We start from the raw sequence: 25,204 nt of genomic DNA, 5'->3' as shown, positions 1-25,204 counted from the left end.
CCGCCGCCCGGCGGGGGCGGGGCCGGCCCGGGCGCGGGGCCCGGGCCGGTCGGTGTGTCCTCAGGAGCGGTGGCGCGGTCGAACGACCGTCTCAGTGGCCGCGGTTGGCGCCGATGGTCTCGGTGATGGCGCGCAGCGACTCCTTGAGCGAGCCCATGGTGGCGAGTACGGCGGTCGGCTCGTAGCCGCAGTGCGCCATGCAGTTGGCGCAGCGCGGGTCCTTGCCGCGGCCGTACTTGTTCCAGTCGGTCTTCTCGACGAGTTCGCGGTAGGTGGGCACGTAGCCGTCGGCCATCAGGTAGCAGGGCCGCTGCCAGCCGAACAGCGAGTAGTTGGGGATGCCCCAGGGGGTGCACTCGAAGTCGGCCTTGCCCTCCAGGAAATCCAGGAAGAGCGGGCTGTGGTTGAGCCGCCAGCGGCTCCGGTTGCCGCCGGAGAAGGCCTTGCGGAAGAGCTCCCGGGTCTGGTCGACGCCGAGGAAGTGCTCCTGGTCGGGGGCTTTCTCGTAGGCGTAGGCCGGGGAGATCATCATCTCGTCGACCTTGAGCTCGTCGTTGAGGAAGTCCAGCACCTCGATGATGGTCTGCGGGGTGTCGGTGTTGAAGAAGGTGCTGTTGGTGGTGACCCGGAAGCCGCGCCGCTTGGCCTCCTTGATCGCCGCCACCGCCTCGTCGAAGGTGCCCTCCTTGGCCACCGACTCGTCGTGCCGCTCGCGCATGCCGTCGATGTGCACGGCGAAGGTGAAGTACGGCGAGGGCTTGAACTTGTCCATCTTCTTGCGCATCAGCAGCGCGTTGGTGCAGAGGAAGACGTACTTGCGGCGCTCGACGAGCTGGCGGACGATCTCGTCGATCTGCGGGTGCATCAGTGGCTCGCCGCCGGCGATCGAGACCATCGGGGCACCCGACTCCAGGACCGCGCCGACCGCCTGGGCCACCGGCATCCGCTGCTTCAGCACGCCCGCCGGGTGCTGGATCTTGCCACAGCCCTCACAGGCGAGGTTGCAGGCGAACAGCGGCTCCAGTTCGACGATCAGCGGGAACTTGTCCCGGCGCTTGAGCAGCTTCTGCTGCATGAGGTAGGTGCCGACCCGCACGGTCTGGCGCAACGGCATGGCCATGGCTAGCTCGCCTCCTGGGGGAGCGTCGAGGATGTGGGGTGGTGCAGGTCTGCGGGGCCGGGCCGGGACTCCTGCCGGTACCAGTCGACCAGGGCGGGGACCGTCGCCCGCAGGGTCCGCCAGGCGCGCACCCCGGCCGGGAGGGTGCCGAGCCGCAGCAGTTCGCGCTGGGGGGTGTCCACGACCACCCGCAGGACGGCGGCGGGCAGCGTCGGCCGCCGTTCCCGCAGCGCGGCCAGCACGGCGGCGGCCTCCATGTCGACGGCGAGCGCGCCCTGCAGGTGCAGGGCCCGCCGTTCCAGGCCGCGGACGACGTGGTCGGCGGTGTGGTGCACCCCGGCGTGCGCGGTCAGGCCGAGCTCCTTGAGGGCCCTGGCGAGTTCCGGGCCGGAGTCGACGGGGTACAGGTGCCCCTCCGCGTCGCGCACGCCGTCGGCGACCACGACGTCGCCCGGCAGCACGCCCGGGCCGACCGCGGCGCCGAAGCCGGCCACCACGACCGCGCCGTAGCCGCCCGGGGCGGAGCCGAGCAGCCGGCGGACGGTCAGCGCGGCGCGCCGCCGGCCCATGCCGGTGCGCACCAGCACCGGCGGCCCGCCGGCCGCGCCGCGCCAGTCGCCGCCGCGCAGCGCCCAGACCTCGGGGCCCAGCGCGCAGAGCACCAGGAGCGGGGCGGTGGTCACCGCGCCGCCCCGATCGCCGGGGTCTCGCCGTTCCTGCGGCCGAGGGCTGGGCTGCCGTGCAGGTAGCGGCCGAGCGCGGTGACCGGGAAGACCAGCCGGTACAGGTGGTAGTTGATGGAGAAGTCCCACGGGAAGCCGGTGCCGGTGAACTGCGGCTCGTCCCAGGTGCCCTCGGGCAGCTGGGTGCGCACCAGCCAGTCCACGCCGCGTTCCACCGCCGGGTTGGCCCGGCCGTCCGGGCCCTCGCCGGCCGCGAGCAGTGCCATCAGCGCCCACGCGGTCTGCGAGGCGGTGGAGTCGCCGCGACCGGCCCAGCGGGCCGGATCCTCGTAGGAGCGCATGTCCTCGCCCCAGCCGCCGTCGGTGTTCTGCCGGTCCTCCAGCCAGCGCACGGCGCGCCGGATCGCCGGGTGCTCGTCCGGGACGCCGGCCGCGACCAGGGCGGGCAGCACCGAGCCGGTGCCGTAGATGTAGTTGGTGCCCCAGCGGCCGAACCAGGAGCCGTCCGCCTCCTGGTTGTGCAGCAGCCACTCGACGCCGCGCCGGGTGCGCCGGTCGCGGGCCCGGCCGGTCTCGGCGAGCATCTCCACCACGTGGGCGGTGACGTCGGCGGACGGCGGGTCGACCACCTCGCCGAAGTCGCAGAACGGCAGCTTGTTGGGCAGCGTGCTGGTGTTGTCGACGTCGAACGCGCCCCAGGCGCCGTTCTTGGACTGCATGCCGAGGTTCCAGAGCACGCCGCGGTCCATCGCCGCGTCGACCTTGGCCGGGTCGGGGTGGTCGACCCGGCCCAGCGCGAGCACCACCTCGGCGGTGTCGTCGATGTCGGGGTAGGTGTCGTTCTCGAACTCGAAGGCCCAGCCGCCGGGGGCCAGCGAGGGCCGCTGGACGGACCAGTCGCCGTCCTTGCGGATCTCCTCGCCGAGCATCCAGTCGACGGCCGAGACCAGCGCCGGGTGGTCGGCCGGCAGCCCGGCGTCGACCAGCGCGATGGTGGCCAGGCAGGTGTCCCAGACCGGGGACTGGCAGGCCTCCAGCCAGCGCCGGCCGTCCTCGGTGTGCACGGTGAAGCGGTCGAAGGAGGAGAGCCCGGCCTGCATCACCGGGTGCTCCAGCTCGTAGCCCTCCAGGTGCAGGGCGATCAGCGAGTAGACGGCGGGCGGCTGGATGCCGCCCCAGCAGCCGTCGGCCTCCTGCCGTTCGACGATCCAGCGGCAGGCCTGGGAGACGGCGAGCCGGCGCAGCGGGCGCACGGCGCGGCGGTGGTAGGCGTGCAGGACCTTGTCGAGGCGCTCGAAGAGGCCGTCCCAGCTGGTGGCGGGGGCGAGCGGCCGGTCGGGGTAGGGGTGGTCCGGGTCGGTGTGCAGCTCGGTGAGCGGGAAGGGCGCCGGACGGACGGGGCGGTGGGCCGAGACGACGGTCAGCGGGACGATGGTCTGGCGGGCCCAGCAGCCGAAGGCGTAGATGTTCAGCGGCAGCCACTTGGGCAGGAAGATGATCTCGGGCGGCATCTCGGGGAGCCGTTCCCAGGGCCACCAGCCGAAGAGCGCGAGCCAGATCCGGGTGAAGACCCGGGCGGCCGCGATGCCCCCGGCGGAGCGGACGTACCGCGCGGCGGCCAGCATGTGCGGGGCGTCGGGGTCGTCGCCGGCGAGCTTGAGGGCGACGTACGCCTCGACGGTGGTGGACAGTTCGGCCGGCCCGCCGTGGAAGGTGGCCCAGGTGCCGTCCTCCCGCTGCTGGGACCGGATCCATTCGGCGGTGGCCTTGGTCTGGTCCTCGGTCCGGATCCCGAGGAACTGCCTGAGCAGTAAGTCCTCGGCGTCCATGGTGACGTTGGTCTCCAGGTCGCCCTTCCACCAGCCCTCGGAGCTCTGCAGCGAGAGCAGGTGGGTGGTGGCTCGGGCCAGGGCCTCCCGCGCGTCGGCCGGTCCGAGGTCCGCCTCACCGGCCGGCCGGAGCTGGTCGGTGTCTTCGGGCTGCCACCGCCCGGCGCCCAGCAGGGTCGGGGGGCGGTCGCCCACCGCGACCGGCTCGGAATCGTACTCAGGGTCGAGCCGGCCGTCCGCGGTTGCTGTCAACGTAACGTCACCTCTCTCGTACCACCACGAATTCGGCGAGTGCGACGAAGTGCTCGCGCACCTCGTCGGACATGGGCACCTCGTCCAAGGCGGCGAGGGCAGTCGTGTGCTGGCGGCGGGCTTCCTCCTGGGTCCAGGCGCGGCCGCCGGCCTCCTCGATCAGCGCGGCCCGGGCGGCGAGCTCGGGCTCGCCCTCCTCGCCGCGGCCCTTCGGGTCGGCCAGCTGCTCGGCGAGCCGGCGCGAGGCCGCGCCGCCCTCGGCCAGGGCGGCGGCGACCGGCAGGGACTTCTTGCGCTGGCGCAGGTCGCCCCAGTGCGGCTTGCCGGTGACTTCGGTGGCGCCCCAGATGCCGAGCAGGTCGTCCACCGCCTGGAAGGCCAGGCCCAGGTGGTGGCCGTAGCGCTGGAGCGGTTCGGAGACCTTGTCGTCGGCCCCGGCCAGGACGGCGCCGATCGCCGAGGCGGCCGCCAGCAGCGCCGCGGTCTTGCCGCCCTCCATCTCCAGGCACTCGGCGACGGTGACGCTGTCGCGCTGTTCGAAGGCCACGTCCATGGCCTGGCCGTCGATCAGTCGGCGGGTCGCCGTGGTGAGCAGCCGGACGGCCCGCGCGGCGTCGGTGGGGCTCGTACCGCCGGTCACCGCGGCGTCGAGCAGCACCTCCGTGCCGAGCGTCGCCAGGGCGTCGCCGACCAGGATCGCCTGGGCCGGACCGAAGACCGTCCAGGCGGTGGCCCGGTGCCGCCGGGTCTCGTCACCGTCCATCAGATCATCATGGAGCAGGGAGAAGTTGTGCACCAGTTCAACGGCGACCCCGCCCGGCACGCCGACCTCGGCGGCGGCGCCGGTGGCCTGGGCGGAGAGCAGGGCCAGGGCGGGGCGCACGGCCTTGCCGCCGTCGCCCTTGGCCGGGGTGCCGTCCCGGTCGATCCAGCCGAAGTGGTACGCGGCGACGGTGTCCATCGGTGCGGCCAAACGGGCGACCGCGGACCGTAGCGGCGGGGTGCAGAGCGTGCGGCTGCGGGCCAGCAGCTCCGGCACCGAGACCGGTTCGGCGTGTGCCGTGCCTCCGACGGCGGTGCCGGTGCGTGACTCCACGTGCGTTCCCTCTCCCTCGTGGTGCCGGACCGCCCGGGGCGGCCGGGTGCTTGCGCTGTCGGTGCGGCTGGTGTCGGTGTGGCCGGTGTCGATGCGGCTCGTGTCGATGCGGCTGGTGTCGGTGTCACCGGTGTCAGTGCCACCGGTGCGACCGGTGCCGGTCCCGCCGGTGCGGCCTACGGTGGACCCGCCGGCTCTGGCGGGGTCCCCGGCGGCGCCCGCCGTCACCGGGGCCACCTCCCGTCGCCCCGGTCCACCGGGAGCCGGGAGCCGGCCCCGGCGAGCGCCGCGTCGGCCGCGGCGTGGCCGCTGCGCACGGCCCCCTCCATGGTCGCTGGCCAGCCGGTGGCCGTCCACGCGCCGGCCAGCAGCAGGCCAGGGACGTCCGTGCGGGCCGACGGCCGCAGCAGCGCGCTGCCGGGCGCCGGGTCGAAGGTGGCGGTGCGCTCACGGGTGACGAAGAAGTCCAGCACCTCGGCCCCGGCCGCGGCCGGGAGCAGCCGGGCCAGCTCCGGCAGGTACCGGCGACGCAGCTCGGCGACCGGCAGGTCGATCTCGTCCTGGACGGCGGACTGCGAGAGCGCCAGGTACTGGGCGCCGGGGTGGGCCCGGCCGAGCCCGGTGCCGGCCAGGCCGGAGTGCGCGGTGCGGTCGAAGACCCACTGCACCGGGGAGCCCAGGGCCGCGAAGAACGGCCGGCGCAGCACCTTGCGGTCGTAGACCACGTGCACGTTGAGGATCGGCGCGGTGCCGAAGTCGGTCAGCCGGTCCTGGCCGGGGACGGCGTTCTGGGGCAGCAGGGCGGCCGCGCTGTCCTGGGCGCCGGCCAGCACGACGGTCTCGGCGGCGAGCGGCTCCGCGCCCTCCAGGTGGACGGCGTGCTGGGGCACGGCCGGCTTGAGGTCCGTGACACGGGCGCGCAGCAGCACCTTCACGCCGGCGCGTTCCAGCTCGGCGAGCGCCCGGTCGTGGTGGATCACGCCGAGCGGGACGGCGGCCATGCCGATGTCGGAGGCGCCCGGGTCGGAGAGCAGGCCGGTCTTGAAGACCATCGCCGCCAGCGCCAGCGACACCTGGTCGGCCCGGGCGTTCAGGGTGGCGACGCCGACCAGGTCCCAGAGCGCGGCGAGGGTGTTCGCGTTCTGCCCGTTGCGGCGCAGCCATTCGCCGAAGGAGATCTCGTCCAGTGCCGGGTCGGCGAGGTCCAGGCCCTGCAGCGCGAGCGCGCCGCGGACCACCCGGGCGCGGTCGGCCGGCGCGAGGTGCGGGTAGCGGGCGAGGCTGCCGGCCAGGTGCAGCGGAACGGGCAGGCCGGCCCGGCGCAGCCGCCCGAGGGTGCGCACCGGGGCCGCGTCCGGCCCGGCGACGGAGAGCACCGGGACGTCCAGCCGGTCCTGCAGGTGGACCAGCCGGGTGGCGCCGAGCCGCTCCAGCAGGCCGCGGTAGGCGGTGCAGCAGCGCAGGTACACGTGCTGGCCGTTGTCGACGGTCAGCTCGCCGCGCTGGAAGGAGAACGCCAGCCCGCCGAGCCGGGGCCGCCCCTCGACCAGGGTGACCCGGTGGCCCGCCTCGGCCAGCCGCAGCGCGGCGGTGATCCCCGCCAGGCCGCCGCCGACCACGACGGCGGCCGGGCGCGCGGCATCGGCTCGCCCGGTCATCGGCCCTCCCCCTCGCAATCGCTGGACCGCCCTGCGGCGGTCGCTCCGGCCGGCACGCTCGTGATCGGCCCGGTCGTGGTCAACACTGCTCTGCCCGCTTGTGATTCCCCGCTGACACAGCGTGACAGAACTGCGGTGAGAATCAAGAACGCCCCCCGGCGAGCCCGGAAAGCGCGACGTACGCCTTCTCCCAGCCCGGCAGCGAGACCCGGCCGCGCAGTACGGACTCGGGGTCGGCGGCGATCCGGCCGAGCAGCCGGTGGTAGATCCCCGCCATCGCGGCGGTGCAGGCCCGGCTGCGGCGGTCGAGCATCGGCAGCAGCCGCAGGCCCTCCTCGAAGGCGGCCTGGGCGCGGGCGGCCTCGAAGGCCACCAGGCCGGTGAAGTCGGCGCCGACCGGCGGCCTGGGCAGCGCGAAGCCCTGCTCGCAGCCGAACCGGGCCAGGTCCTCGGCGGGCAGGTAGGTGCGGCCGTTCAGGGCGTCCTCGCGCAGGTCGCGCAGGATGTTGGTGAGCTGCAGGGCCAGGCCCAGGGTGTCCGCGTAGCCCGCGCCGCGCTCGGGGTCGTCGCAGCCGTACACGCCGAGCGAGAGCCGGCCGACCGAGCCGGCCACGCAGCGGCAGTAGACCTTCAGTTCCTCGTAGGTCTGGTACTCGGCGCCCTTGAGGTCCATCTCGACGCCGTCGATCAGTTCGTCGAAGCCGCCGAGCGGGATCGGGAAGCGCCGGGCCGCGTCGGCCAGGGCGACCTTGATCGGGTCGGTGTCGTCCTCGGCGACCGCCCCGGCGCGGACCTCGTCCACCAGTTCCCGGGTGCGCAGCAGCGCCTCGGCCTTGCGGTCGGACGGGAGGTCCCCGTCGCCGATGTCGTCGACCCGGCGGGCCAGGGCGTACAGGGCCGACATGGCCAGCCGCTTGGGTTCGGGCAGCAGCCTGATGCCGTAGCTGAAGTTGCGTGCCTGAAGTCCGGTGACTGCCTCGCAGTACCGGTACGCCGCCATGACCTGGGCCGACGCCAGTGGTGATGCCGCCACTCGGGCGTTCACCTTCCCTTCGCGAAGATGGCCGCCGCCTTCGCTGCGAGGCGGCGCTTGTCAGGCTTCGCCTGCTGCGCGAGCACGTCGTACCCGGCGTCCTCGATGGCCGCCAGGGCCGCGTACCCGCCGGCGGTGAATCCCGCCAGGAGCAGTCGAAGCCTCCCCCGAACCGTACCTACCAATGGCGCGCCGCGGTCGAGCAGGGTGCGGGCCCGCTGCACCTCGAAGGCGATCAGCTCGCGCACCGCGCCGTCGGCGGAGGGGGCGGCGAGGTCGGCCTCGGTGACGCCGAACCGGGCGAGGTCCTCGGCCGGGAGGTAGATCCGGCCGCGGGTGAGGTCCTCGGCGACGTCCTGCAGGTGTTCGACCACCTGGAGGGCGCTGCAGATCGCGTCGGACAGTTCGATCCGCTCGGGGGTGGCGACGCCGGCGATGGCCAGCACCAGGCGGCCGACCGGGTCGGCGGAGAGGGTGCAGTAGCCGATCAGGTCGTCGTAGCCGGCGTAGCGGGCGGTGGTCTGGTCCACCCGGTTGGCCTCGATCAGGCGGCGGAACGGCTCCGGGGTGAGCCCGTGCCGGTCGACCAGCGGGACGAGGCGGCGCAGCAGCGGGTGGCGGGGGCCGTCGGGGGCTCCCGGGTGGAGCGCCGCCTCGAAGACCCGGTCGAGGTCGTGCTCCAGGCCGTCCAGCAGTGCGAGGCGGAAGGCGACCTCCTGCGGAGTCGGCGGGCCGGACTGGGCCGAAGGGGTGGCGGGGGGCGTGGCCCCGACCCCGAGCAGGGCGGCGGTGGCGGCCGGATCCGCCAGGTCGCCGTCGCCGGCGTCGTCGACCAGCCGGGCGAAGCCGTAGACGGCCATCAGGTCGTCGCGCCAGGCCGCGGGCAGGAAGAACGGGGCGACCGGGAAGTTCTCCGCGCCCGCCTTGTCCAGGGTCTCCCCCGCGGAACGGTTCACCGACGTATCTCTGGGCTGGGCCGAAGCCGACACTGCTGTCACTCCCCCGTTCTACACCGCTGGGTATCACCGGCCCGACTCGGACACGCGTCCGAGCGGGGGCGCCACGTCCGGCACACCGCCCCCGCGCATACAGCCTGACACCACGGGGCGCGCCGGAGAAGAGCGCCCCGCCCGGCGCACGGGGGCGCTCACCCCCGCGGCGGCGGGCCACCCGGGGTAGCGGCGGGGGCGCACGAACAGGGGACCGGCCCCGGAGATCCCCGGAACCGGCCCCCTGGACGGTTTGGTGCCAGCCCTACGGACGCTCGCCGCGCTCGTAACAGCCGACGACCTCCTCGGTCGGGCCGTCCATGATCAGCTCGCCGGCCTCGATCCAGATGGTCCGCTCGCAGACCTCGCGGATCGAGCTGTTGTCGTGGCTGACCAGGAAGACCGTACCGGCGGACTTGCGCAGTTCCTCGATCCGCTTCTTGCTGCGCTGCTGGAACGCCTGGTCGCCGGTGGCCAGCGCCTCGTCGATCAGCAGCACGTCGTGGGTCTTCGCGGCGGCGATGGCGAAGCGCAGGCGGGCGCCCATGCCGGAGGAGTACGTGCGCATCGGCAGCGAGATGAAGTCGCCCTTCTCGTTGATGCCGGAGAAGTCGACGATGTCCTGGTAGCGGCTCCGCACGTCGGCCGGCGCCATGCCCATCGCCAGGCAGCCGAGGATGACGTTGCGCTCACCGGTGAGCTCGTTCATCAGAGCCGCGTTCACGCCCAGCAGCGAGGGCTGGCCGTTGGTGTAGATGCCGCCCTTCTCGGTCGGCAGCAGGCCCGCGATGGCGGCCAGCATGGTCGACTTGCCGGAGCCGTTGGAGCCGATCAGGCCGATCGCCTCGCCCTTGTAGGCGGTGAAGCTGACGCCGCGCACGGCGTGCACCTCGCGCACGCCCGCGGAGCGCTTGCGGCTGATGATGCGGCTCAGCGCCGAGGTGGCGCTGCCCTTGCCGGAGCCGGCGCCGTGCACCCGGTAGACGATGTGCACGTCGTCGACGACGACGGTGGGCTCGCGGGCGACGTCCGCGTCCCGGATGGTGTCCAGCTTGCTCAGTTCGACGTCAGCCACGGCCGTACTCCTCCTCGGCCTTCCAGAAGAAGACGTATCCGATCACGAACATCACGACGGCCCACCCGATGCCGTAGGTCCACTGGTGGAGCGGGAGTTCCTGGTGCTGGGGCTGGTGCTTGTTGTAGATGATCGGCGCGAAGGCGTGCCGGAGCAGGTCCATGTAGACCGAGGCCGGGTTGAGGGCCATCAGCGTCTGGATGTACTTGGGCCACTCGTGGATCTTGTCCTGGATGCTGAACATCACGCCGGACAGGAACATCCAGGCCCGCATCACGAAGGGGATCAGCTGGGAGATGTCACTGGTCTTGGAGCCCAGCCGCGCCATGACCAGGGCGATCCCGGTGTTGAACATCATCTGCAGCACGAGGGCCGGGATGATCAGCAGCCAGGTCCGGCCCGGCTTGATGCCGCTGACCAGCACGGTGCCGACCAGCACCACCATCGAGATCAGCAGCTGCTGGAGCTGGATCACGGTGAACGCGATCGGCAGCGAGGCACGGGGGAAGTGCAGCGCGCGGATCAGGCCGAGGTTGTCGGCGATCGCCCGGGTGCCGGACTGCACCGCGTTCTGGGTGAACTGGAACACGAAGACGCCGATGCAGAGCCAGGCGATGTAGGTGTCCGGCGGGAAGTTGTCCTTGCTCTTCAGGATCACGCCGAAGACCAGGTAGAACACCGCGCAGTTCAGCAGCGGCGTCACGACCTGCCACAGCTGCCCGAGCTTGGCGTCGGTGTACTGGGCCACCAGGCGGGCGGTGGCGAAGGCCCAGATGAAGTGGCGCCGGGCCCAGAGCTGCTTGGTGTACGCAATCAGGCCGGGCCGCCTGCCGCTCACGGCCAGGCCGTACTTGTCCGCAAGCTGCTTGGGGGTCAGGCCCGCGTCCACCCCCCTGGGGGCTGAGAGGCTGACGGGTTCACTCACTGTCGACACATTCGTCCTTCACGCGGGATCGGTCGGGGCGGCCGGTCGACGGGGGTCCGCCGGCCTTGCGCCGATGGGGATCCACTGGATCACGGGGAGAGTCCGGCCGGTGTGTGGTCACCGGCCGCAGCGATTGATCATTCGATCAGATGACCGGTGGCCGGCCCAGCCTGGTCAATCGCCAAACGGTACGCCATCGCATGGGCCGCCGCGGACCGCAGGGTTCGCGCCAGCCCGCCCGGAACCCGCCCCACCAGGCCTTCAGCGCCTCCGAGGAGGGGCGGCGGGCCAGGGTCAGCAGGAACCAGGTTCCCAGATAGAGAGGCACCAACAGGGCCGGAAGGTTCCGCCTGGCGAGCCAAACCCTGTTCCGGGCGATGTTGTGGAAGTAGGTGGCGTGCCGGGCGGGCGAAGTCGTCGGGTGGTGCAGCACCACGTCCGCCCGGTAGTCGATGGCCCAGCCGGCGTCCGCCGCGCGCCACGCGAGGTCGGTCTCCTCGTGGGCGTAGAAGAACTCCGCGGGCAGCTGCCCGGCCTGCTCGAACACCGCGCAGCGCACGGCGCTCGCGCCGCCCAGGAAGGTGGTCACCCGGGACGAGCGCAGCGGGTCGCTGGCGCGCAGCCGGGGGACGTGCCGGCGCTGGGTCACGCCGGTGTCGGGGTCCGCGATCCGGAAGGCCACGATGCCCAGCTCCGGGTCGGCGGTGAAGGCCTCGCGCAGCAGGCGGGCCGAGTCGGTGCGCGGCAGGTGCCCGTCGTCGTCCAGGAAGAGGACGGCGTCCACGTCCCGGCCGTCGCGGCCGAACAGCTCGATGCCGACGTTGCGCCCGCCCGGGATGCCGAGGTTCTCCGGCAGCTCCACGCTGCGCACGCCCTCCGGCAGCGGCGGCAGCTCGGCGCCCTGGCCCACCACGGCCAGCTCGACCGCCGCGCCCTCCTGGGCGCGCACCGAGTCGATCAGGGCGGCCAGTTCCTCGGGGCGGTTGCCCATGGTGATGATGACGGCTCCGAGGCGGAAGGTCTCCGCGCTGGTCGGGGCGCTCATCGCAGCCTGCTGGAGAGGACGATGCTCAGCAGGTGCAGCACGGTCTGCAGCATGGCGATCGCCGCCAGCACCACCACCGCGAGCCGGGTGAAGAACAGCCCGCCGTGGACGGCGTCGGCGATCCCGGCCGCGAGGATCAGCAGCGAGGCCTCGACCGCGCCGACCAGGCGGTGGAACTTCAGGAAGGCGGCCGCCCGGCGGGCCTTCGCCACCGAGGAGGAGCGCGGCACCGAGGCGCTGTCCTCGACCGCCGTCAGGCCGCTGCGGGCCCGGGCCACGTCCACCAGGTCCGTCTCGGACTTGATCAGGATCGCGCCGAGCGCGGCCAGCGTGCCCAGGAACGCCCACTCCCAGTGCGAACCGCCGCCCTCGCGGTGCAGCAGGTCGGTGGCGCGCAGGCCCAGCCCGGTCAGCAGGGCCGCCTCGGACATGTAGTGGCCGACCCGGTCCAGGTAGACACCGGTGAGCGAGGTCTGCCGGCGCCAGCGGGCCACCTCGCCGTCCACGCAGTCCAGCAGCAGGTAGACCTGGATCAGCAGGGCCCCCAGGATCGCGCCCGCGATGCCCGGCACGACCAGTGCGGCACCGGCCAGGACGCCGGTGAACATCATCAGGTACGTCAGGCCGTTCGGCGTGATCGCCGTCACGGTGGAGAGCACCCGGGTGATCCGCAACGAGATCCGCCGCATGTACAGGCGCCCGGCCCAGTGCTCGGCGCTGCGGCGCTGGAGCATGCCCTCCGGGTGGATCACCGCGCGCAGTTCCTCGATCGAGGGCCGGCGGGTCAGGTCCACCGGGGGCCGTTCGGCGCCCGCGGTGGAGGGGTCAGCTGTTGACGGCTTGGACATAGTCGGCGTACGCGTCCCTGATTGCTGAGGGGGAGAGGTCGAGGTGCTCAAGGATGGTGAAGCGCCCCGGGCGGGTGTTCGGAGCGTAGTGCACCGCGTCGGTGAACTCCGCCTCGGTGAAGCCGATCTGAGCCGCGGTCACCGGCAGCCCGTGGCTCGCCAGGCGCTCCACGATCAGACCGGTCAGCTCGCGCTCGCCCCGCAGGAAGCTGGCGAACGCGGCGCCGAGGCCGACCTGTTCGCCGTGCTGGGCGGAACGCTTGGGGTACAGCACGTCCAGGGCATGCGAGATCTCGTGGCAGGCACCCGAGGAAGGCCGGGTGCTGCCCGCGATGTTCATCGCGATGCCGGACAGTACCAGGGCTTCCGCGAGGGCCGTGAGGAGGTCCTGATCCTGAGTGTTACCTGGGTGGCGCAGCAGGTTCTCGCCGGCCGAACGGGCCATCGCCACGGCCAGTCCGTCCACCGGCTCGCCGGTGACCGCGTGCGACAACTCCCAGTCCGCGCAGGCCGAGATGTTGGAGACCACGTCGCCGATGCCGGCCGCCACGAAGCGCGGCGGGGCCTGCCGGATCACGTCCAGGTCGACGATGATGCCGATCGGGCTGGGCACCCCGTAGGAGCCGCGGCCGGCGTCGTTGTCGAGCGTGGAGACCGGCGAACAGATGCCGTCGTGGGCCAGGTTGGTGGCGACCGCGACCAGCGGCAGGCCGACCCGGGCGGCGGCGTACTTGGCGGCGTCGATGATCTTGCCGCCGCCGAGGCCGACCATCGCGTCGTAGTGCCCGCCGCGCATCGACTCGGCCAGGCGCACCGCGCTGTCCAGGCTGCCGTCGTCCACGTTGTACCAGTCGGCGCCGGGCAGGGCCGGCTCCAGGCGCCGGCGCATCGCCGCACCCGAGCCGTTGCTGATCGCCACCGCGATCCGGCCCGAGGCGGACAGCCGCTGGTCCGCGAGGATGCCGCCGAGCGCGTCCAGCGCGCCCGGGCGGACCTCGACGAACAGCGGCGACGGGACCAGCCGGGTCAGTACTGGCACGCGATCTCCCGCGCCTTCGCCAGGTCGTCGTGGTTGTCGACCTCGACCCAGGAGACCTCGCCGATCGGCTGCACGTCGATCCGCAGGCCGCGGTTGACCATCTCCTGGTAGCCGTCCTCGTAGTACAGCTGCGGGTCGCGCTCGTAGGTGGCGCGCAGCGCGTCGGTCAGGTCGACGGCGGCGGCGGGGTTGATCACGGTGACGCCGATGTACTCGCCGGTGGCCTCGATCGGATCCATCAGCTTGGTGATGCGGCGCATGCCGGCGGCCGGGTCGACGACGACCTTCATCTCCTCGTCGGCGAGCTTCTTCACCGTGTCGAGGGCCAGCAGGATGCCGGGGGCGGTACCGGCCTCGACGAGGCGCTGGTTGCCCTCCAGCATGGTGCGCTGCACGGACGCCGGGTGCACGGTGTCGCCGTTGGCCAGCAGCAGGCCCTCGGCGAAGAGCTCGCGGGCGCACCAGAGCGAGTAGGCGTTGTTCCACTCCTCGGCCTTGTCGTTCTCGACCAGGTGGAGCTTGACGCCGTACTTGCTCTCCAGGGCGTCCTTGCGGTCGTACACCGCCTCCTTGCGGTAGCCGACGACGATCGCCGCCTCGCGGATCCCGACCTCGGCGAAGTTGCCGAGGGTGAGGTCCAGCACGGTCCGCTCCCCGTCGACCGGCACCAGCGCCTTGGGCAGGGTGTCGGTGTACGGGCGCAGCCGGCGGCCGGCGCCGGCTGCCAGAACGAGGCCGATCATGCGAGGTCTCCTGATCCGTCGTGCGGTGCGCGGGGCGGTGCGCGGGGGTGCCGGGGCACCGGCTTTCCGTCCGGCCGGGCCGCGAATCGGCGCGCCGGTGCCACCGCGAGTGCGGGCACCGTGCCGTAAGCGATGGTAGGCGACCCGGGCGACCGGCCCGAACGCGGCCGGGGGCTGCGAGGTGACGGGAGGGTGGCGAAGCGGCGATCGAACGTGGGGCACGGCAGTGATCGAACGCGGGACGAGGCGGTGATCGAACGCGATTCGCATGGGTGCCGAACAATTCTGCTATTCCGATGACCCTTCCGGGAACGTCTCGGACCCATCTGTGCCCGGAATCGACCCGCGGACGGTCATGATCCGCCCGGTTGTGCGTGGGACCCGTACCCACCGCCACCCATACGGCAGACTGGAGCCCGACGCCGGCGCCGGTGCCCCCGCTGCGTCCGCTGCACCCGGTGTACCGGACGTACCCGATGCTTCCGTTGCTCCCTCTCCCGAAAGAGGCCCCATGCCCCAGAGCCTGCCGACCAACCCGACACACTTCGACTCCGAGATCGACACCGGTCTCGACGTCGAGACGGACGTGACGGTCGACCCGGGGGCCTCGACCGGGGCCGCCGACGCCGGCCCCGAGATCCTGCTGGAGCTGGTCGACGACGAGGGCGTCACCACCGGCACCGCCGAGAAGCTCTGGGCACACCAGCAGCCCGGCCGGCTGCACCGCGCGTTCTCGGTCTTCCTCTTCGACCGCCAGGGGCGGCTGCTGCTCCAGCGGCGGGCGCTCGGCAAGTACCACTCCCCCGGCGTCTGGTCGAACACCTGCTGCGGCCACCCGTACCCGGACGAACCGCCGTTCGTCGCCGCCGCCCGCCGCACCGCCGAGGAACTCGGCATCGCGCCGGCGCTGCTCTGCGAGGCGGGCACCGTCCGCTACGACCTGCCGGACGAGGCCTCCGGGCTGATCGAGCGGGAATGGAACCACCTGTTCGTCGGGCTGGTGACCGCGCCCGTCGAGCCCAACCCCGACGAGGTGGACGACTACGCCTTCGTGACCGCGCAGGAACTGCGGGAACTGCGCGCCGAGCGACCGTTCTCGGTCTGGTTCGAGACGGTCTTCGAGGCGGCGCTGCCGGGGATCCGGGAGATCGCCGGGCGGGACTGGTAGCGGGGCCGGTAGGCGGGCCCGGGGCGGGTCGGGGTGCGCGGCGGATCGGGGTGCGCGGCGGGTCGGCCCACGGCGCTCAGTCGTCGGTCTCCGGGGGGACGGGCAGTGAGGCCCAGATGACCTTGCCGCCCTCCCCCGTCCGCTCCACGTCGCACACCCCGCCGGCCTGCAACGTCACGCTCTTCACCAGCAGCAGGCCTCGGCCGCCGGTCCGCCCGGTGTCGCTCTCCAACGCCTTCGGCCGGTACGGGTCGCCGTCCTCGACCGACACCCGGACCCAGCCCCGGCGGACCGCCAGCTCGGTCGTCACCTCCGGCGACAGCTCCGCCGCGTGCGTCACCGCGTTGCTCACCAGCTCCGAGACGATCAGCAGCACGTCGTCCACCAGCTCCTGGTAGCGCACCCCGGCCATCCCCTGGGCCAGCAGGCGGTCACGGACCGCGTGCCGGGTCCGCGGCACCGAGGCCTCCTCGGCCGGCACCGGGAAGCGCCACACGCCCTCGACCGGTCCGGCGAGCGCGCGCGCCGGACCGGCGGGCATACGTTCCGGCCCGCCGCGTCTTGGCTCGGCCTTCGCCGCCCCGCTGATCTGCTCCACGTCCAGCCGCCCTTCGTCCGCGACCCGGGAGTGTCCGCGACCCGGGGATCAGGCGTTCCGCTCATGGCGCCCTCGGTCCACAGAGGCTAGGAGAGGCACCGGTGGGACCGTGGCACCGTCGACAACTTGCCCGTGTCGGACCGCTTCCGGCCGGAACGGACCACGGCCGCCGCCGGGGTCGACCGTTTCCTTCGCGCTCGCCACCGCTTCGGCCGGGGTTCGCGCACCGTGGCGACCCATCCCAGCCAGCCCGACCACCCCGGCCGACCCGGACGTCCCCCCACCCGGGGAAACGCAGGTGAGAAGCACTCCAGAACCCTGGTAATGTTCTCTCTGTCGCCGAGGGGGCGAGAAAAACCCCGAAGCACACACCCTGTCCGGGTGGCGGAATGGCAGACGCGCTAGCTTGAGGTGCTAGTGCCCTTTATCGGGCGTGGGGGTTCAAGTCCCCCCTCGGACACAACCGAATTCCCCGTGGGATCCGAAAGGAACCTGCGGGGAATTTCTTTTTTTCCGGCGCGCCGCCGCTATCCGCGGGTTCTCTCGGGTTCCCTGTACGGGCCGGGTTGCCGCTGCGGCGCTCGCCACCCCTGTGACCCATGCGACTTTTGCGGCTGCCGCGGCCCGAAAACCGGACACGAGATGGCAACGATCGGACAGTTTGAGCTTCCCCTGAGGTATTCGCCCGTTTTGGCCCCATAGGCTATCTCCGTTTGTCCGGAAACCAGCACAAAAACCACGACACCACCCGATGAAACCCCGAGCGAGAGGACCGATACGTTGAGTGAGCCCGAGTCTCCGACGGCATCGCATCAGAACTACCGGCGATCGCTCGGCACCATCAGCCTGACCGCCGTCGGGCTCGGATCAATCATCGGATCCGGGTGGCTGTTCGGCGCCGAGCGCGCCGCCCGGCTGGCCGGCCCCGCGTCGATCCTGGCCTGGGTGATCGGGGCCGCGGTGGCGCTGACCATCGCGCTCACCTACAGCGAGCTGGGGTCGATGTTCCCCAAGGCCGGCGGCATGGTCCGGTACGGCCAGTACTCGCACGGCTCGCTCGCCGGCTACCTCGCCGCCTGGGCCAACTGGATCGCCATCGTCTCGGTCATCCCCGGCGAGGCCACCGCCTCCGTCCAGTACATGAGCTCCTGGCACTTCGGCTGGGCACAGGGGCTGTACAACGGCAAGGAACTCACCCTGAGCGGGGTGGCGCTGGCCAGCGTGCTGCTGGTCGGCTACTTCGTCCTCAACTGGTTCGCCATCACGATGTTCGCCAAGACCAACACGGCGATCACCGTCTTCAAGGTCATCGTCCCGACCCTGACCGCCGGCGCGCTGCTGTTCGCCCACTTCGACACCGCCCACTTCACCGACCACGGCGGCTTCGCGCCGAACGGCTGGAGCGCCGTGTTCACCGCCGTCGCGGTGTCGGGCATCGTCTGGGCCTTCAACGGCTTCCAGTCCCCGCTCAACCTGGCCGGCGAGGCCCGCAACCCCGGCAAGTCGCTGCCCAAGGCCGTCATCGGCTCGATCCTGATCGCCCTGGTGATCTACGTCGCGCTGCAGATCGCCTTCATCGGCGCCATCCCGGCCGCCGACCTGTCGAACGGCTGGAGCAACCTCGCCTACACCTCGCCGCTCGCCGACCTCGCGATGGTCTGGGGCCTCAACTGGCTCGCCCTGCTGCTGTACGCGGACGCCTTCGTCTCCCCCAGTGGCACCGGCATGATCTACGCCGCCACCACCTCGCGGATGATCCACGGCGTGCAGGAGAACGGCCACCTGCCGAAGATCTTCGGCAAGGTCGATGCCAAGACCGGCATCCCGCGCCCGGCCCTGGTGCTCAACCTGGTGGTCGCCTTCCTGTTCCTCGCGGTCTTCCGCGGCTGGGGCTCGCTGGCCGAGATCGTCTCGGTCGCCACCGTGATCTCGTACGTCACCGGCCCGGTCGCCGTGATGGCGCTGCGCCGCCTCGCGCCCGACCTGCCCCGGCCGGTCCGGCTGCGGGCCATGCCGGTCATCGCACCCGTGGCGATGGTGTTCGGCTCGCTGGTCCTGTACTGGGCCCGCTGGCCGCTCACCGGCAAGGTCATCCTGCTGATGGCCGCCGGCCTGCCGATCTGGGCCTGGTACGAGCTGCGCAAGCCGTGGGCCGAGCTGCGGCCGCACGTGAAGGCGGGCGCGTGGATGGTCGCCTACCTGTTCGTGATGGCCGGCGTCTCCTGGGCCGGTAGCACCGACTTCGGCGGCCAGGGCTACCTGCCCGAGGGCTGGGACCTGCTGGTCGTCGCGGCCATCGCCCTGGCCTTCTACCGCTGGGGCGTCGCCAGCGCCTGGTCCAACCCGTCCCTGGCCGCCGTCCGACGCGAGCTGGCCGAGGAGGCCGCAGCCGCCGAGGGCTCTGCGGGCTCCGGTCAGGAGCCGCGGGAGGCCTCGCGGGCCTGAGGGGCGTGCAACGGTGAAGGGCCGGTCGAGTTCATCGACCGGCCCTTCCGCGTTGGTTCGGGGGGTGGGGTGCTGGAGTTCCGGGGTGCCAGGGGTTCCGGGTGACAGCCGACGGCCGACAGATGTCAGCGAACAGATAACAGATTTCAGATTCTGTTATCTGTTCGCTGACATCTGTCCATCGGGCCCGCCGGCCGTCGGCGGTCGGCCATCAGCCCCGGCGGGCGCGGCGGATGACGGCGGTGACGACCGGGGGGAGCAGGTCGCGGGCGGCGCGCTTGGCGACGTTGGCCGGGCGGCGCAGTTCGGCGGCGCGGGCGCGGCGGGCGGCGAGGTCGCGGGCGGCATCCTCCTGGAGCGCCCGACGGGACTGCACGGCCTCGCTCCGGGCGGCCTCGGCGGCCAGCCGCTGGTGGTGGCGGGAGGGGCGGAACTCGCCGATCCCGTCCGAGCTGCCCGTCATCCGGAGCACCTGCTGCCCGTTCAGGGTCTCGGCGCTGAGGTAACAGCCCGCGGCGAGGTCCACCCTGTCGAGCAGGTCGCGCTGGAACGGCTCCGGGTCGCCCCAGGTGCCGTAGAACTTGCACTCGGTCAGCATGATCGGCTTGAGCCCGTGGTTGAAGACCGCGCCCCAGGTCGCGGCGGCCACGCCCGGGGTGTGCTGGGAGCGGTAGTCGTCCAGGACCACGACGCCCTGGTCCTGGAGCGCGACCCGGGCCACCTGGAGGTCGCCCACGACGTGCTCGTACAGGTGCGAGGCGTCGATGTGGATGAAGCGGAACGTGCCCGCCGCGATCCGCCCGCCGGCCAGGATGGAGGTCGGGGCCTGGATTATCTCCGGCAGTTCCTCGTGGAAGGCGAGGTAGTTGGCCTCGAAGGCCGAGCGGGTCAGCGACTTCCGGTAGGAGGTGTCCATCTCGGCCGCGTTCTCGTCGTCCGGCGCGTCCGAGTCGAAGAGGTCACAGACGGTGAAGGTCTCGCCGGGCTGGAGGTGCTCGCCGATCACGATCGCGCTGCGGCCCAGGTACGCGCCCATCTCCAGCAGGTCCCCGGTGATCCCGGCCTTCTCCTGCTGCCCCATGAACCAGTCGAACGAGTGCCGGTCGTGGTCCCAGAACCAGCCCGGGACGTCTTCCAGCAGAGCCGGTTCGGCAGGCCGCTGCGACTCGTCCTTCAACGCGGCATCGGTCACGGGATGCTCCTTAGGCGGTACGGATGACCTGCGGATTTGAGCCAGACCTCAGCCCGGTGGCAGCCCCCGCCCGACCGTGGGACACGCTGGCCCCGGACCATGCGCACCACTACGAACCACTGGCAACAGTAGTGCCTCGCAGCTGAGTTCGCTGCAATCTACAGCGGTGCCCACAGGCGTGAGGAGCTTTTCGCGCAATGATTTTCGCGGACCGTCGTTTCGCTGCCGGAGAGTGGACACGGCGCCTTCGGGACGGTTCGTCCAGTGTCCCGCACCGGCGCCGCCGAGTCACCGTCCCCGGGGATGATCTTCGTCGCTTTCTTCCCGCCTACCGTGAATGGCAGGCGGCCCGAGGAGCGGGCCCGGGCGCGAGGAGCGAAGAGATGACGACAGCGGAGCGGCACCCGCAGAACGGCCGACTGCCCTCCCTGGCCGAGGAGTTGATCGCGATGATGGCTGAGGACGGCGCCGGCGCCCGACTGGCGAACAGCCCGGACCTGGCCGAACAGGCCTGCTGGCGGCGGCTCACGGCCCGACACGGGGACCGGCTCGCCGCGATCATGGCGGACCACGGCTGGCCGACCGAGCAGGCCGTGGGCCCGGAGGCCGCCCGGGCGGCGTGGCTGGTCGCGCAGCACGCCGATCGCCAACTGGACGTCCAGCGGCGGGCGGTGGAGCTGATGGCGGAGGCGGTGGCGGGCGGCGCCGCGAGCGCCCGGGACTTCGCGTTCCTCCAGGACCGCCTCGCCGTCAACGAGGGCCGCGAGCAGCGCTACGGCACGCAGATCGGCGCGGTGGCGGACGGCCACCCGGTGCCCTGGCCGTGCGAGGACCCGGAGCGGTTGGACGAGCGGCGCGCGGGCGTGGGGATCGAGCCGTTCGACGAGTACACCGCGCGGTTCGCCCCGAGGTAACCCGCCGGTCCACCGGGCCGGATTGGCTCTTGCGCGCGGCCACCCGGGCCGCCTTGACTGGCCCTTTGACTAGCACTGTCAGTCAAGCGGCCGATCGGATGAGAGGACACTCGGTGCAGCAGTACGCGGAGTACGGCGACCAGTACATCGACGGCGCCTGGCGGCCCTCCCGGGACGACGCCGGGTCGATCGCGGTGCTGAACCCGGCGACGGAGCAGGTGCTCGCCACCGTGCCCGCCGGCGGGCCGGCCGACGTCGACGCCGCGGTCGCCGCGGCCCGCCGGGCAGCCCGCGGCTGGGCGACGACCACCCGCGAGGACCGGCTCGCCCTGCTGACCCGGCTGCGGGACGGGATCGCCGCCGCCCAGGAGGAGATCACCGCCACCGTGGTCGCCGAACTCGGCGCCCCGGTCGGCTTCACCGCCGCCGTGCACGCCGGCCTACCGCTGACCGTGGCGACCTCCTACCTGACGCTGCTCGCCGAGCACCCCTTCGAGGAGCGGATCGGCAACTCGGTGGTGCTCGCCGAGCCCGCCGGGGTGGTCGCGGCGATCACGCCGTGGAACTACCCGCTGCACCAGGTCGTCGCCAAAGTCGTCCCGGCCCTGGCGGCCGGCTGCCCGGTGGTCCTCAAGCCCGCCGAGGACACCCCGCTGGTGGCCCGGCTGTTCGCCCGGCTGGTGCACGAGGCGGGCCTCCCAGCGGGCACGTTCAACCTGGTGACCGGCACGGGCGCGGTGGCGGGCGCGGCGCTCGCCGCCCATCCGGGCGTGGACGTGGTCTCGTTCACCGGATCCACCGCCGTCGGCCGGCAGGTCGCCGAGACGGCCGGCCGGGGCCTGAAGCGGGTCGCCCTGGAGCTCGGCGGCAAGTCCGCCAACGTGGTGCTGCCCGGCGCGGACCTGACCCGGGCGGTCAACGTCAACATCGCCAACGTCTTCGCCAACTCGGGCCAGACGTGCAGCGCGTGGACCCGCCTGCTGGTGCACCAGGACCAGTACGAGGAGGCCGTCGCGACGGCCGCGAAGGCCGCCGCCAAGTACGCCCCGGGCGATCCGGCCGACCCGCAGACCCGGATCGGCCCGCTGGTCAACGCCAAGCAGCTGGCCCGGGTGCGCAGTTACGTCGAGAGCGCGCTCGTCGAGGGCGCCCGGCTGGTCGTCGGCGGCGCGGAGCCCGTTCCGGGCCTGCCCACCGGCTTCTACGTCCATCCGACCGTCCTCGCCGACGTCACGGGGGACATGGCGATCGCCCGGGAGGAGGTGTTCGGCCCCGTCCTGGTGATCCTCCCCTACCGGGACGAGGACCACGCCGCCGAACTCGCCAACGACACCGAGTACGGCCTGGCCGGCGGCGTCTGGGCCGCGGACACCGACACCGCCGCCACCTTCGCCCGCCGCCTCGACACCGGCCAGGTCGACCTCAACGGCGGCCGCTTCAACCCGCTCGCCCCGTTCGGCGGCTACAAGAACTCCGGCCTCGGCCGCGAACTGGGCCGCCACGGCCTGGAGGAGTTCCTCCAGTACAAGTCGCTGCAGTACTGACCTCGGGACCGAGCGGGGTACCGGCCGCGGCATCGGCTCCGGGCCCGCCGCAAGTGGGGCGGGCCCGGGGGTTCGGGCATCGAGGCCGGTCGGGCGGGGCCGGTCAGGTGAGGTCGACGCCCGGGTAGAGGGGGAAGGGGGCGAGGAGGTCGGCGGCGCGCTTGGCGACGCCGTCGCGCACGGCGCCGTCGAGGCGGTACTGGGCCTTGGAGGGGGCGCCGCCCGCGGTGGTGGTCGGGGTGGTGGCGCGCAGGACGGTGTCGATCAGGGCGGCGATCTCGTCCATCTCGGCGGTGCCGAGGCCGCGGGTGGTGAGGGCCGGGGTGCCGAGCCGCACGCCCGAGGTGTACCAGGCGCCGTTCGGGTCCTGCGGCACGGAGTTGCGGTTGGTGACGACGCCCGAGTCGAGCAGCGCCGCCTCGGCCTGACGCCCCGTCAGGCCGTAGCCGGAGACGTCGGCGAGGACGAGGTGGTTGTCGGTGCCGCCGGTGACCAGCCGACCGCCGCGGCGCAGCAGGCCCTCGGCGAGCGCCCGGGCGTTGTCGACGACGGCGCGGGCGTAGGTCCGGAACTCGGGCCGGCGGGCCTCGGCGAAGGCGACCGCCTTGGCGGCCATGACGTGCGAGAGCGGTCCGCCGAGCACCAACGGGCAGCCGCGGTCGACGTGTTCGGCCAGTTCGGCGTCGCACAGCACCATGCCGCCGCGCGGGCCGCGCAGCGACTTGTGGGTGGTCGTGGTGACGATCTGGGCGTGCTGGACGGGGTCGTGGTCGCCGGTCAGCACCTTGCCCGCGACCAGGCCGGCGAAGTGCGCCATGTCGACCATGAGGGTCGCGCCGACTTCGTCCGCGATCTCCCGCATCCGCCGGAAGTCGACCAGCCGCGGGTAGGCGGAGTAGCCGGCGACCAGGATCAGCGGGCGGAACTCCCGGGCGGTCTCGCGCAGCGCGTCGTAGTCGATCAGGCCGGTGACCGGGTCGGTGCCGTAGCTGCGCTGGTCGAACATCTTGCCCGAGATGTTCGGCCGGAAGCCGTGGGTGAGGTGGCCCCCGGTGTCCAGGGACATGCCGAGCATCCGCTGGTTGCCGAGCGCCTGGCGCAACTCCGCCCAGTCCTGCTCGGTGAGGTCGTTGACGCCCCGGACCTCGGCCCGCTCCAGCGCCGGGCTCTCCACCCGCTGGGAGAGGACGGCCCAGAAGGCGGTGAGGTTGGCGTCGATGCCGGAGTGCGGCTGGACGTAGGCGTGGTCGGCGCCGAACAGGGCGCGGGCGTGCTCGGCGGCGATGGTCTCGACGGTGTCGACGTTGCGGCAGCCCGCGTAGAAGCGCCGGCCCGCGGTGCCCTCGGCGTACTTGTCGCTGAGCCAGTTGCCCATGGCGAGCAGGACGGCCGGGGAGGCGTAGTTCTCGCTGGCGATCAGCTTGAGCGAGGCGCGCTGGTCCTCCAGCTCCTGGCCGATGGCGGCGGCGATCCGCGGCTCCACGCCGGCGACCACGTCGAGGGCGCTGCGGAAGGCGGTGTCGGCGGCCGGGCCGGCGACGGTGTGCGGGGCCTGGGCGGCCTCAGGCGCGTGCGGGGCAGGGGTGTGCGGGGTGGCCAAGGCGGTCTCCTCGTGGTGCACGGACGAGTACGGACGGCCCAGGCGCTCGGCAACTGTCGTGCGGGTGCACGGAGCCGCTTCCCGATGGTCGGTTCCATCCGTGCGCGCCAGTCGCGGCTCCCGGGGATCGTACCAATGCCCGGGGGAATGTGGCGGAGATCTCAGGATTCGGGACGCCATGCCCGTTTCACCCCTCGATGTCCGTTCTTCTGCAACACCGGCATTGCGGCGCAATGACGCCGAATGAAGCCGCAATACGCGCCGAAACAATGCCCGGGAAAACCGCCTGAGGTGATTTGCGGACCTCCCCGCGCATCCGGTCTGATGGCGCTCGAACGGCCGACGGGAAACCCCCGGAGGCCGGTTCGGAAATGCACACCAGCGCACCCTCACCCACAGGGCGGCGGAGAATTCGGGGAGTACGCCTCTCATGGCCGTGGTCGAGACAGCAGCGGGCTCCGTCCCCGCACCCGCCGCGCCGAGGCTGCTCGGCCGCCTCCTGCGCGACCGGGTCGGCGCCGCCGCCCTCGCCGTCGTCCTGCTCTTCCTGCTGCTCGCCCTCGCCGCCCCGCTGATCGCCGCCCTGTACGGGAAGAACCCGGTCGAGCACTACGGCCAGAACTCCCCCGGCCTGCTCAGCGACGGCGGCCTGCCCGTCCTGCCGAACGGCGGCATCTCGGGCGACTTCTGGTTCGGCCTGGAGCCGGGGCTCGGCCGGGACGTCCTGACCCAGTTGCTCTACGGCATCCGCACCTCGCTGCTGATCGCCTTCGCCTCCGCCGCCGTGACCACCACGCTCGGCGTGCTGGCCGGGGTCGCGGTCGGCTACCTCGGCGGGATCACCGACCGGCTGTTCGGCTTCCTGGCCAACGTGCTGCTGGCTTTCCCGACTCTGCTCCTGCTCCTCGCGCTGAGCCCCGTCATCCAGTCCCGGCTGGTCGATCCGGGCACCGCGGAACCGGAGTGGATGCAGTTCCTGGTGCTGATCCTGGTCTTCTCCGCGTTCGGCTGGATTCCGCTCGCGCTTTCCCTGCGGGCCACCGTGCGGTCGCTCCGGGAAAGGGATTTCGTGCAGTCCGCGCGGGCCCAGGGTGCCAGCCGGTTTCATGTCGTCGTCCACGAACTGCTGCCGAACGTGCGCTCGCAGCTGCTGGTGCACGCCACCATGGCGGTGCCGACCTTCGTCGCCTCCGAGGCGGTGCTGTCCTTCCTCGGCGTCGGCATCACGGAGCCGATCCCGGACTGGGGCCGGATGATCTCCCGCGGTTCGGAGGTCTTCCAGGCCGACCCGACCTACATGGTCTTCCCCGGCGTGGCACTGCTGCTCTTCGTGCTCGCCTTCAACCTGCTCGGCGACGCCGTCCGGGACGCGCTGGACCCGCGCGCCGCCCGCTGAGCCCCGCCGCCC

At 72.5% G+C, this 25,204-nt stretch carries 21 protein-coding genes, 1 tRNA gene and 1 riboswitch; of the genes, 6 read left to right on the top strand and 16 right to left on the bottom strand.

Going from position 1 to position 25,204, the window contains the following annotated elements:
• Positions 1 to 91: 91 nt before the first annotated feature.
• The 13 genes from hpnH to ACIPLC_RS24155 form a co-directional block, all read right to left on the bottom strand.
• The gene (gene hpnH / locus ACIPLC_RS24215) at positions 92 to 1,120 is read right to left on the bottom strand and encodes an adenosyl-hopene transferase HpnH (RefSeq protein WP_400475088.1); all 1,029 of its coding nucleotides are present in this window, start codon (positions 1,118 to 1,120) and stop codon (positions 92 to 94) included.
• Between the two features lie 2 nt (positions 1,121 to 1,122).
• A complete protein-coding gene (locus ACIPLC_RS24210; RefSeq protein ID WP_400475087.1) occupies positions 1,123 to 1,803 on the bottom strand; it encodes a 1-hydroxy-2-methyl-2-butenyl 4-diphosphate reductase in 681 nt (226 codons plus the stop codon).
• On the bottom strand, positions 1,800 to 3,884 hold the full coding sequence (shc, locus tag ACIPLC_RS24205; RefSeq protein WP_400475086.1) for a squalene--hopene cyclase: 2,085 nt from the start codon (positions 3,882 to 3,884) through the stop codon (positions 1,800 to 1,802). Before shc ends, ACIPLC_RS24210 begins: the two co-directional genes overlap by 4 nt.
• Positions 3,885 to 3,891: 7 nt before the next feature.
• On the bottom strand, positions 3,892 to 4,980 hold the full coding sequence (locus ACIPLC_RS24200; protein WP_400475085.1) for a polyprenyl synthetase family protein: 1,089 nt from the start codon (positions 4,978 to 4,980) through the stop codon (positions 3,892 to 3,894).
• Positions 4,981 to 5,204: 224 nt separating this feature from the next.
• Entirely contained in the window at positions 5,205 to 6,638 is a 1,434-nt protein-coding gene (hpnE, locus tag ACIPLC_RS24195; protein ID WP_400475084.1) for a hydroxysqualene dehydroxylase HpnE, read from the bottom strand.
• Positions 6,639 to 6,780: 142 nt separating this feature from the next.
• On the bottom strand, positions 6,781 to 7,638 hold the full coding sequence (gene hpnD / locus ACIPLC_RS24190) for a presqualene diphosphate synthase HpnD (protein WP_400475142.1): 858 nt from the start codon (positions 7,636 to 7,638) through the stop codon (positions 6,781 to 6,783).
• A 41-nt stretch (positions 7,639 to 7,679) separates the two neighbouring features.
• On the bottom strand, positions 7,680 to 8,660 hold the full coding sequence (gene hpnC, locus ACIPLC_RS24185) for a squalene synthase HpnC (RefSeq protein WP_400475141.1): 981 nt from the start codon (positions 8,658 to 8,660) through the stop codon (positions 7,680 to 7,682).
• 265 nt (positions 8,661 to 8,925) lie between these two features.
• Positions 8,926 to 9,735: an ABC transporter ATP-binding protein gene (locus ACIPLC_RS24180; RefSeq protein ID WP_400475083.1), complete on the bottom strand. Its 810-nt coding sequence runs from the start codon at positions 9,733 to 9,735 to the stop codon at positions 8,926 to 8,928.
• On the bottom strand, positions 9,728 to 10,669 hold the full coding sequence (locus ACIPLC_RS24175; protein WP_400475082.1) for an ABC transporter permease: 942 nt from the start codon (positions 10,667 to 10,669) through the stop codon (positions 9,728 to 9,730). Before ACIPLC_RS24175 ends, ACIPLC_RS24180 begins: the two co-directional genes overlap by 8 nt.
• 136 nt (positions 10,670 to 10,805) lie before the next feature.
• Positions 10,806 to 11,705 (bottom strand): glycosyltransferase family 2 protein, encoded by a 900-nt coding sequence (locus ACIPLC_RS24170; protein ID WP_400475081.1) that lies wholly within the window; start codon positions 11,703 to 11,705, stop codon positions 10,806 to 10,808.
• Positions 11,702 to 12,439 carry a CDP-alcohol phosphatidyltransferase family protein gene (locus ACIPLC_RS24165; RefSeq protein ID WP_400475140.1) on the bottom strand — a complete coding sequence of 246 codons (738 nt, stop codon included), beginning with the start codon at positions 12,437 to 12,439 and terminating at the stop codon, positions 11,702 to 11,704. Before ACIPLC_RS24165 ends, ACIPLC_RS24170 begins: the two co-directional genes overlap by 4 nt.
• Before the next feature lie 91 nt (positions 12,440 to 12,530).
• Positions 12,531 to 13,592 (bottom strand): iron-containing alcohol dehydrogenase family protein, encoded by a 1,062-nt coding sequence (locus ACIPLC_RS24160; RefSeq protein ID WP_400475080.1) that lies wholly within the window; start codon positions 13,590 to 13,592, stop codon positions 12,531 to 12,533.
• Positions 13,580 to 14,335 (bottom strand): sugar phosphate nucleotidyltransferase, encoded by a 756-nt coding sequence (locus ACIPLC_RS24155; protein ID WP_400475079.1) that lies wholly within the window; start codon positions 14,333 to 14,335, stop codon positions 13,580 to 13,582. Before ACIPLC_RS24155 ends, ACIPLC_RS24160 begins: the two co-directional genes overlap by 13 nt.
• A gap of 511 nt (positions 14,336 to 14,846) precedes the next feature.
• On the opposite strand from ACIPLC_RS24155, the gene idi reads away from it, so the two are divergent.
• Positions 14,847 to 15,503, top strand: a complete 657-nt coding sequence (idi, locus tag ACIPLC_RS24150; RefSeq protein WP_400475078.1) for an isopentenyl-diphosphate Delta-isomerase — start codon at positions 14,847 to 14,849, stop codon at positions 15,501 to 15,503.
• A 76-nt stretch (positions 15,504 to 15,579) separates the two neighbouring features.
• Here idi and ACIPLC_RS24145 read toward each other — a convergent pair whose 3' ends face one another.
• Entirely contained in the window at positions 15,580 to 16,044 is a 465-nt protein-coding gene (locus tag ACIPLC_RS24145) for an ATP-binding protein (protein ID WP_400475139.1), read from the bottom strand.
• Positions 16,045 to 16,476: 432 nt separating this feature from the next.
• Between ACIPLC_RS24145 and ACIPLC_RS24140 the strand changes: the two genes are divergently transcribed.
• Positions 16,477 to 16,561 (top strand) — tRNA-Leu (locus tag ACIPLC_RS24140).
• 320 nt (positions 16,562 to 16,881) lie between these two features.
• Complete coding sequence (locus ACIPLC_RS24135; protein ID WP_400475077.1) at positions 16,882 to 18,546, top strand: APC family permease; 1,665 nt, start codon at positions 16,882 to 16,884, stop codon at positions 18,544 to 18,546.
• Positions 18,547 to 18,757: 211 nt separating this feature from the next.
• Here ACIPLC_RS24135 and ACIPLC_RS24130 read toward each other — a convergent pair whose 3' ends face one another.
• A complete protein-coding gene (locus tag ACIPLC_RS24130; RefSeq protein WP_400475076.1) occupies positions 18,758 to 19,738 on the bottom strand; it encodes a class I SAM-dependent methyltransferase in 981 nt (326 codons plus the stop codon).
• A 383-nt stretch (positions 19,739 to 20,121) separates the two neighbouring features.
• On the opposite strand from ACIPLC_RS24130, the gene ACIPLC_RS24125 reads away from it, so the two are divergent.
• Positions 20,122 to 20,652, top strand: coding sequence for a DUF6624 domain-containing protein (locus ACIPLC_RS24125; RefSeq protein WP_400475075.1), 531 nt, complete (start codon positions 20,122 to 20,124; stop codon positions 20,650 to 20,652).
• A 113-nt stretch (positions 20,653 to 20,765) separates the two neighbouring features.
• Positions 20,766 to 22,196 carry an aldehyde dehydrogenase family protein gene (locus ACIPLC_RS24120; RefSeq protein ID WP_400475074.1) on the top strand — a complete coding sequence of 477 codons (1,431 nt, stop codon included), beginning with the start codon at positions 20,766 to 20,768 and terminating at the stop codon, positions 22,194 to 22,196.
• A gap of 103 nt (positions 22,197 to 22,299) precedes the next feature.
• Here ACIPLC_RS24120 and ACIPLC_RS24115 read toward each other — a convergent pair whose 3' ends face one another.
• Positions 22,300 to 23,796: a glycine hydroxymethyltransferase gene (locus tag ACIPLC_RS24115; RefSeq protein ID WP_400475073.1), complete on the bottom strand. Its 1,497-nt coding sequence runs from the start codon at positions 23,794 to 23,796 to the stop codon at positions 22,300 to 22,302.
• Between the two features lie 29 nt (positions 23,797 to 23,825).
• Positions 23,826 to 23,921, bottom strand: a riboswitch (ZMP/ZTP riboswitch).
• Between the two features lie 305 nt (positions 23,922 to 24,226).
• Between ACIPLC_RS24115 and ACIPLC_RS24110 the strand changes: the two genes are divergently transcribed.
• Positions 24,227 to 25,192: an ABC transporter permease gene (locus tag ACIPLC_RS24110; protein WP_400475072.1), complete on the top strand. Its 966-nt coding sequence runs from the start codon at positions 24,227 to 24,229 to the stop codon at positions 25,190 to 25,192.
• Positions 25,193 to 25,204: the final 12 nt, after the last annotated feature.

It is taken from the genome of Kitasatospora sp. NPDC086801 (assembly GCF_044745805.1).
In the GTDB taxonomy this organism is placed as follows: domain Bacteria; phylum Actinomycetota; class Actinomycetes; order Streptomycetales; family Streptomycetaceae; genus Kitasatospora.
Note: the sequence above shows the minus strand (reverse complement) of the source record. Positions and strands in the feature narration are given on the sequence as shown.

Coding starts and splice junctions, on each gene's coding strand:
- ACIPLC_RS24145 (WP_400475139.1), bottom strand. CDS start 16,044: ATGCCCGCCGGTCCGGCGCGCGCGCTCGCCGGACCGGTCGAGGGCGTG.
- idi (WP_400475078.1), top strand. CDS start 14,847: ATGCCCCAGAGCCTGCCGACCAACCCGACACACTTCGACTCCGAGATC.
- ACIPLC_RS24165 (WP_400475140.1), bottom strand. CDS start 12,439: ATGCTCCAGCGCCGCAGCGCCGAGCACTGGGCCGGGCGCCTGTACATG.
- hpnD (WP_400475142.1), bottom strand. CDS start 7,638: ATGGCGGCGTACCGGTACTGCGAGGCAGTCACCGGACTTCAGGCACGC.
- ACIPLC_RS24155 (WP_400475079.1), bottom strand. CDS start 14,335: ATGATCGGCCTCGTTCTGGCAGCCGGCGCCGGCCGCCGGCTGCGCCCG.
- ACIPLC_RS24125 (WP_400475075.1), top strand. CDS start 20,122: ATGACGACAGCGGAGCGGCACCCGCAGAACGGCCGACTGCCCTCCCTG.
- hpnE (WP_400475084.1), bottom strand. CDS start 6,638: ATGACCGGGCGAGCCGATGCCGCGCGCCCGGCCGCCGTCGTGGTCGGC.
- ACIPLC_RS24110 (WP_400475072.1), top strand. CDS start 24,227: ATGGCCGTGGTCGAGACAGCAGCGGGCTCCGTCCCCGCACCCGCCGCG.
- hpnH (WP_400475088.1), bottom strand. CDS start 1,120: ATGGCCATGCCGTTGCGCCAGACCGTGCGGGTCGGCACCTACCTCATG.
- ACIPLC_RS24170 (WP_400475081.1), bottom strand. CDS start 11,705: ATGAGCGCCCCGACCAGCGCGGAGACCTTCCGCCTCGGAGCCGTCATC.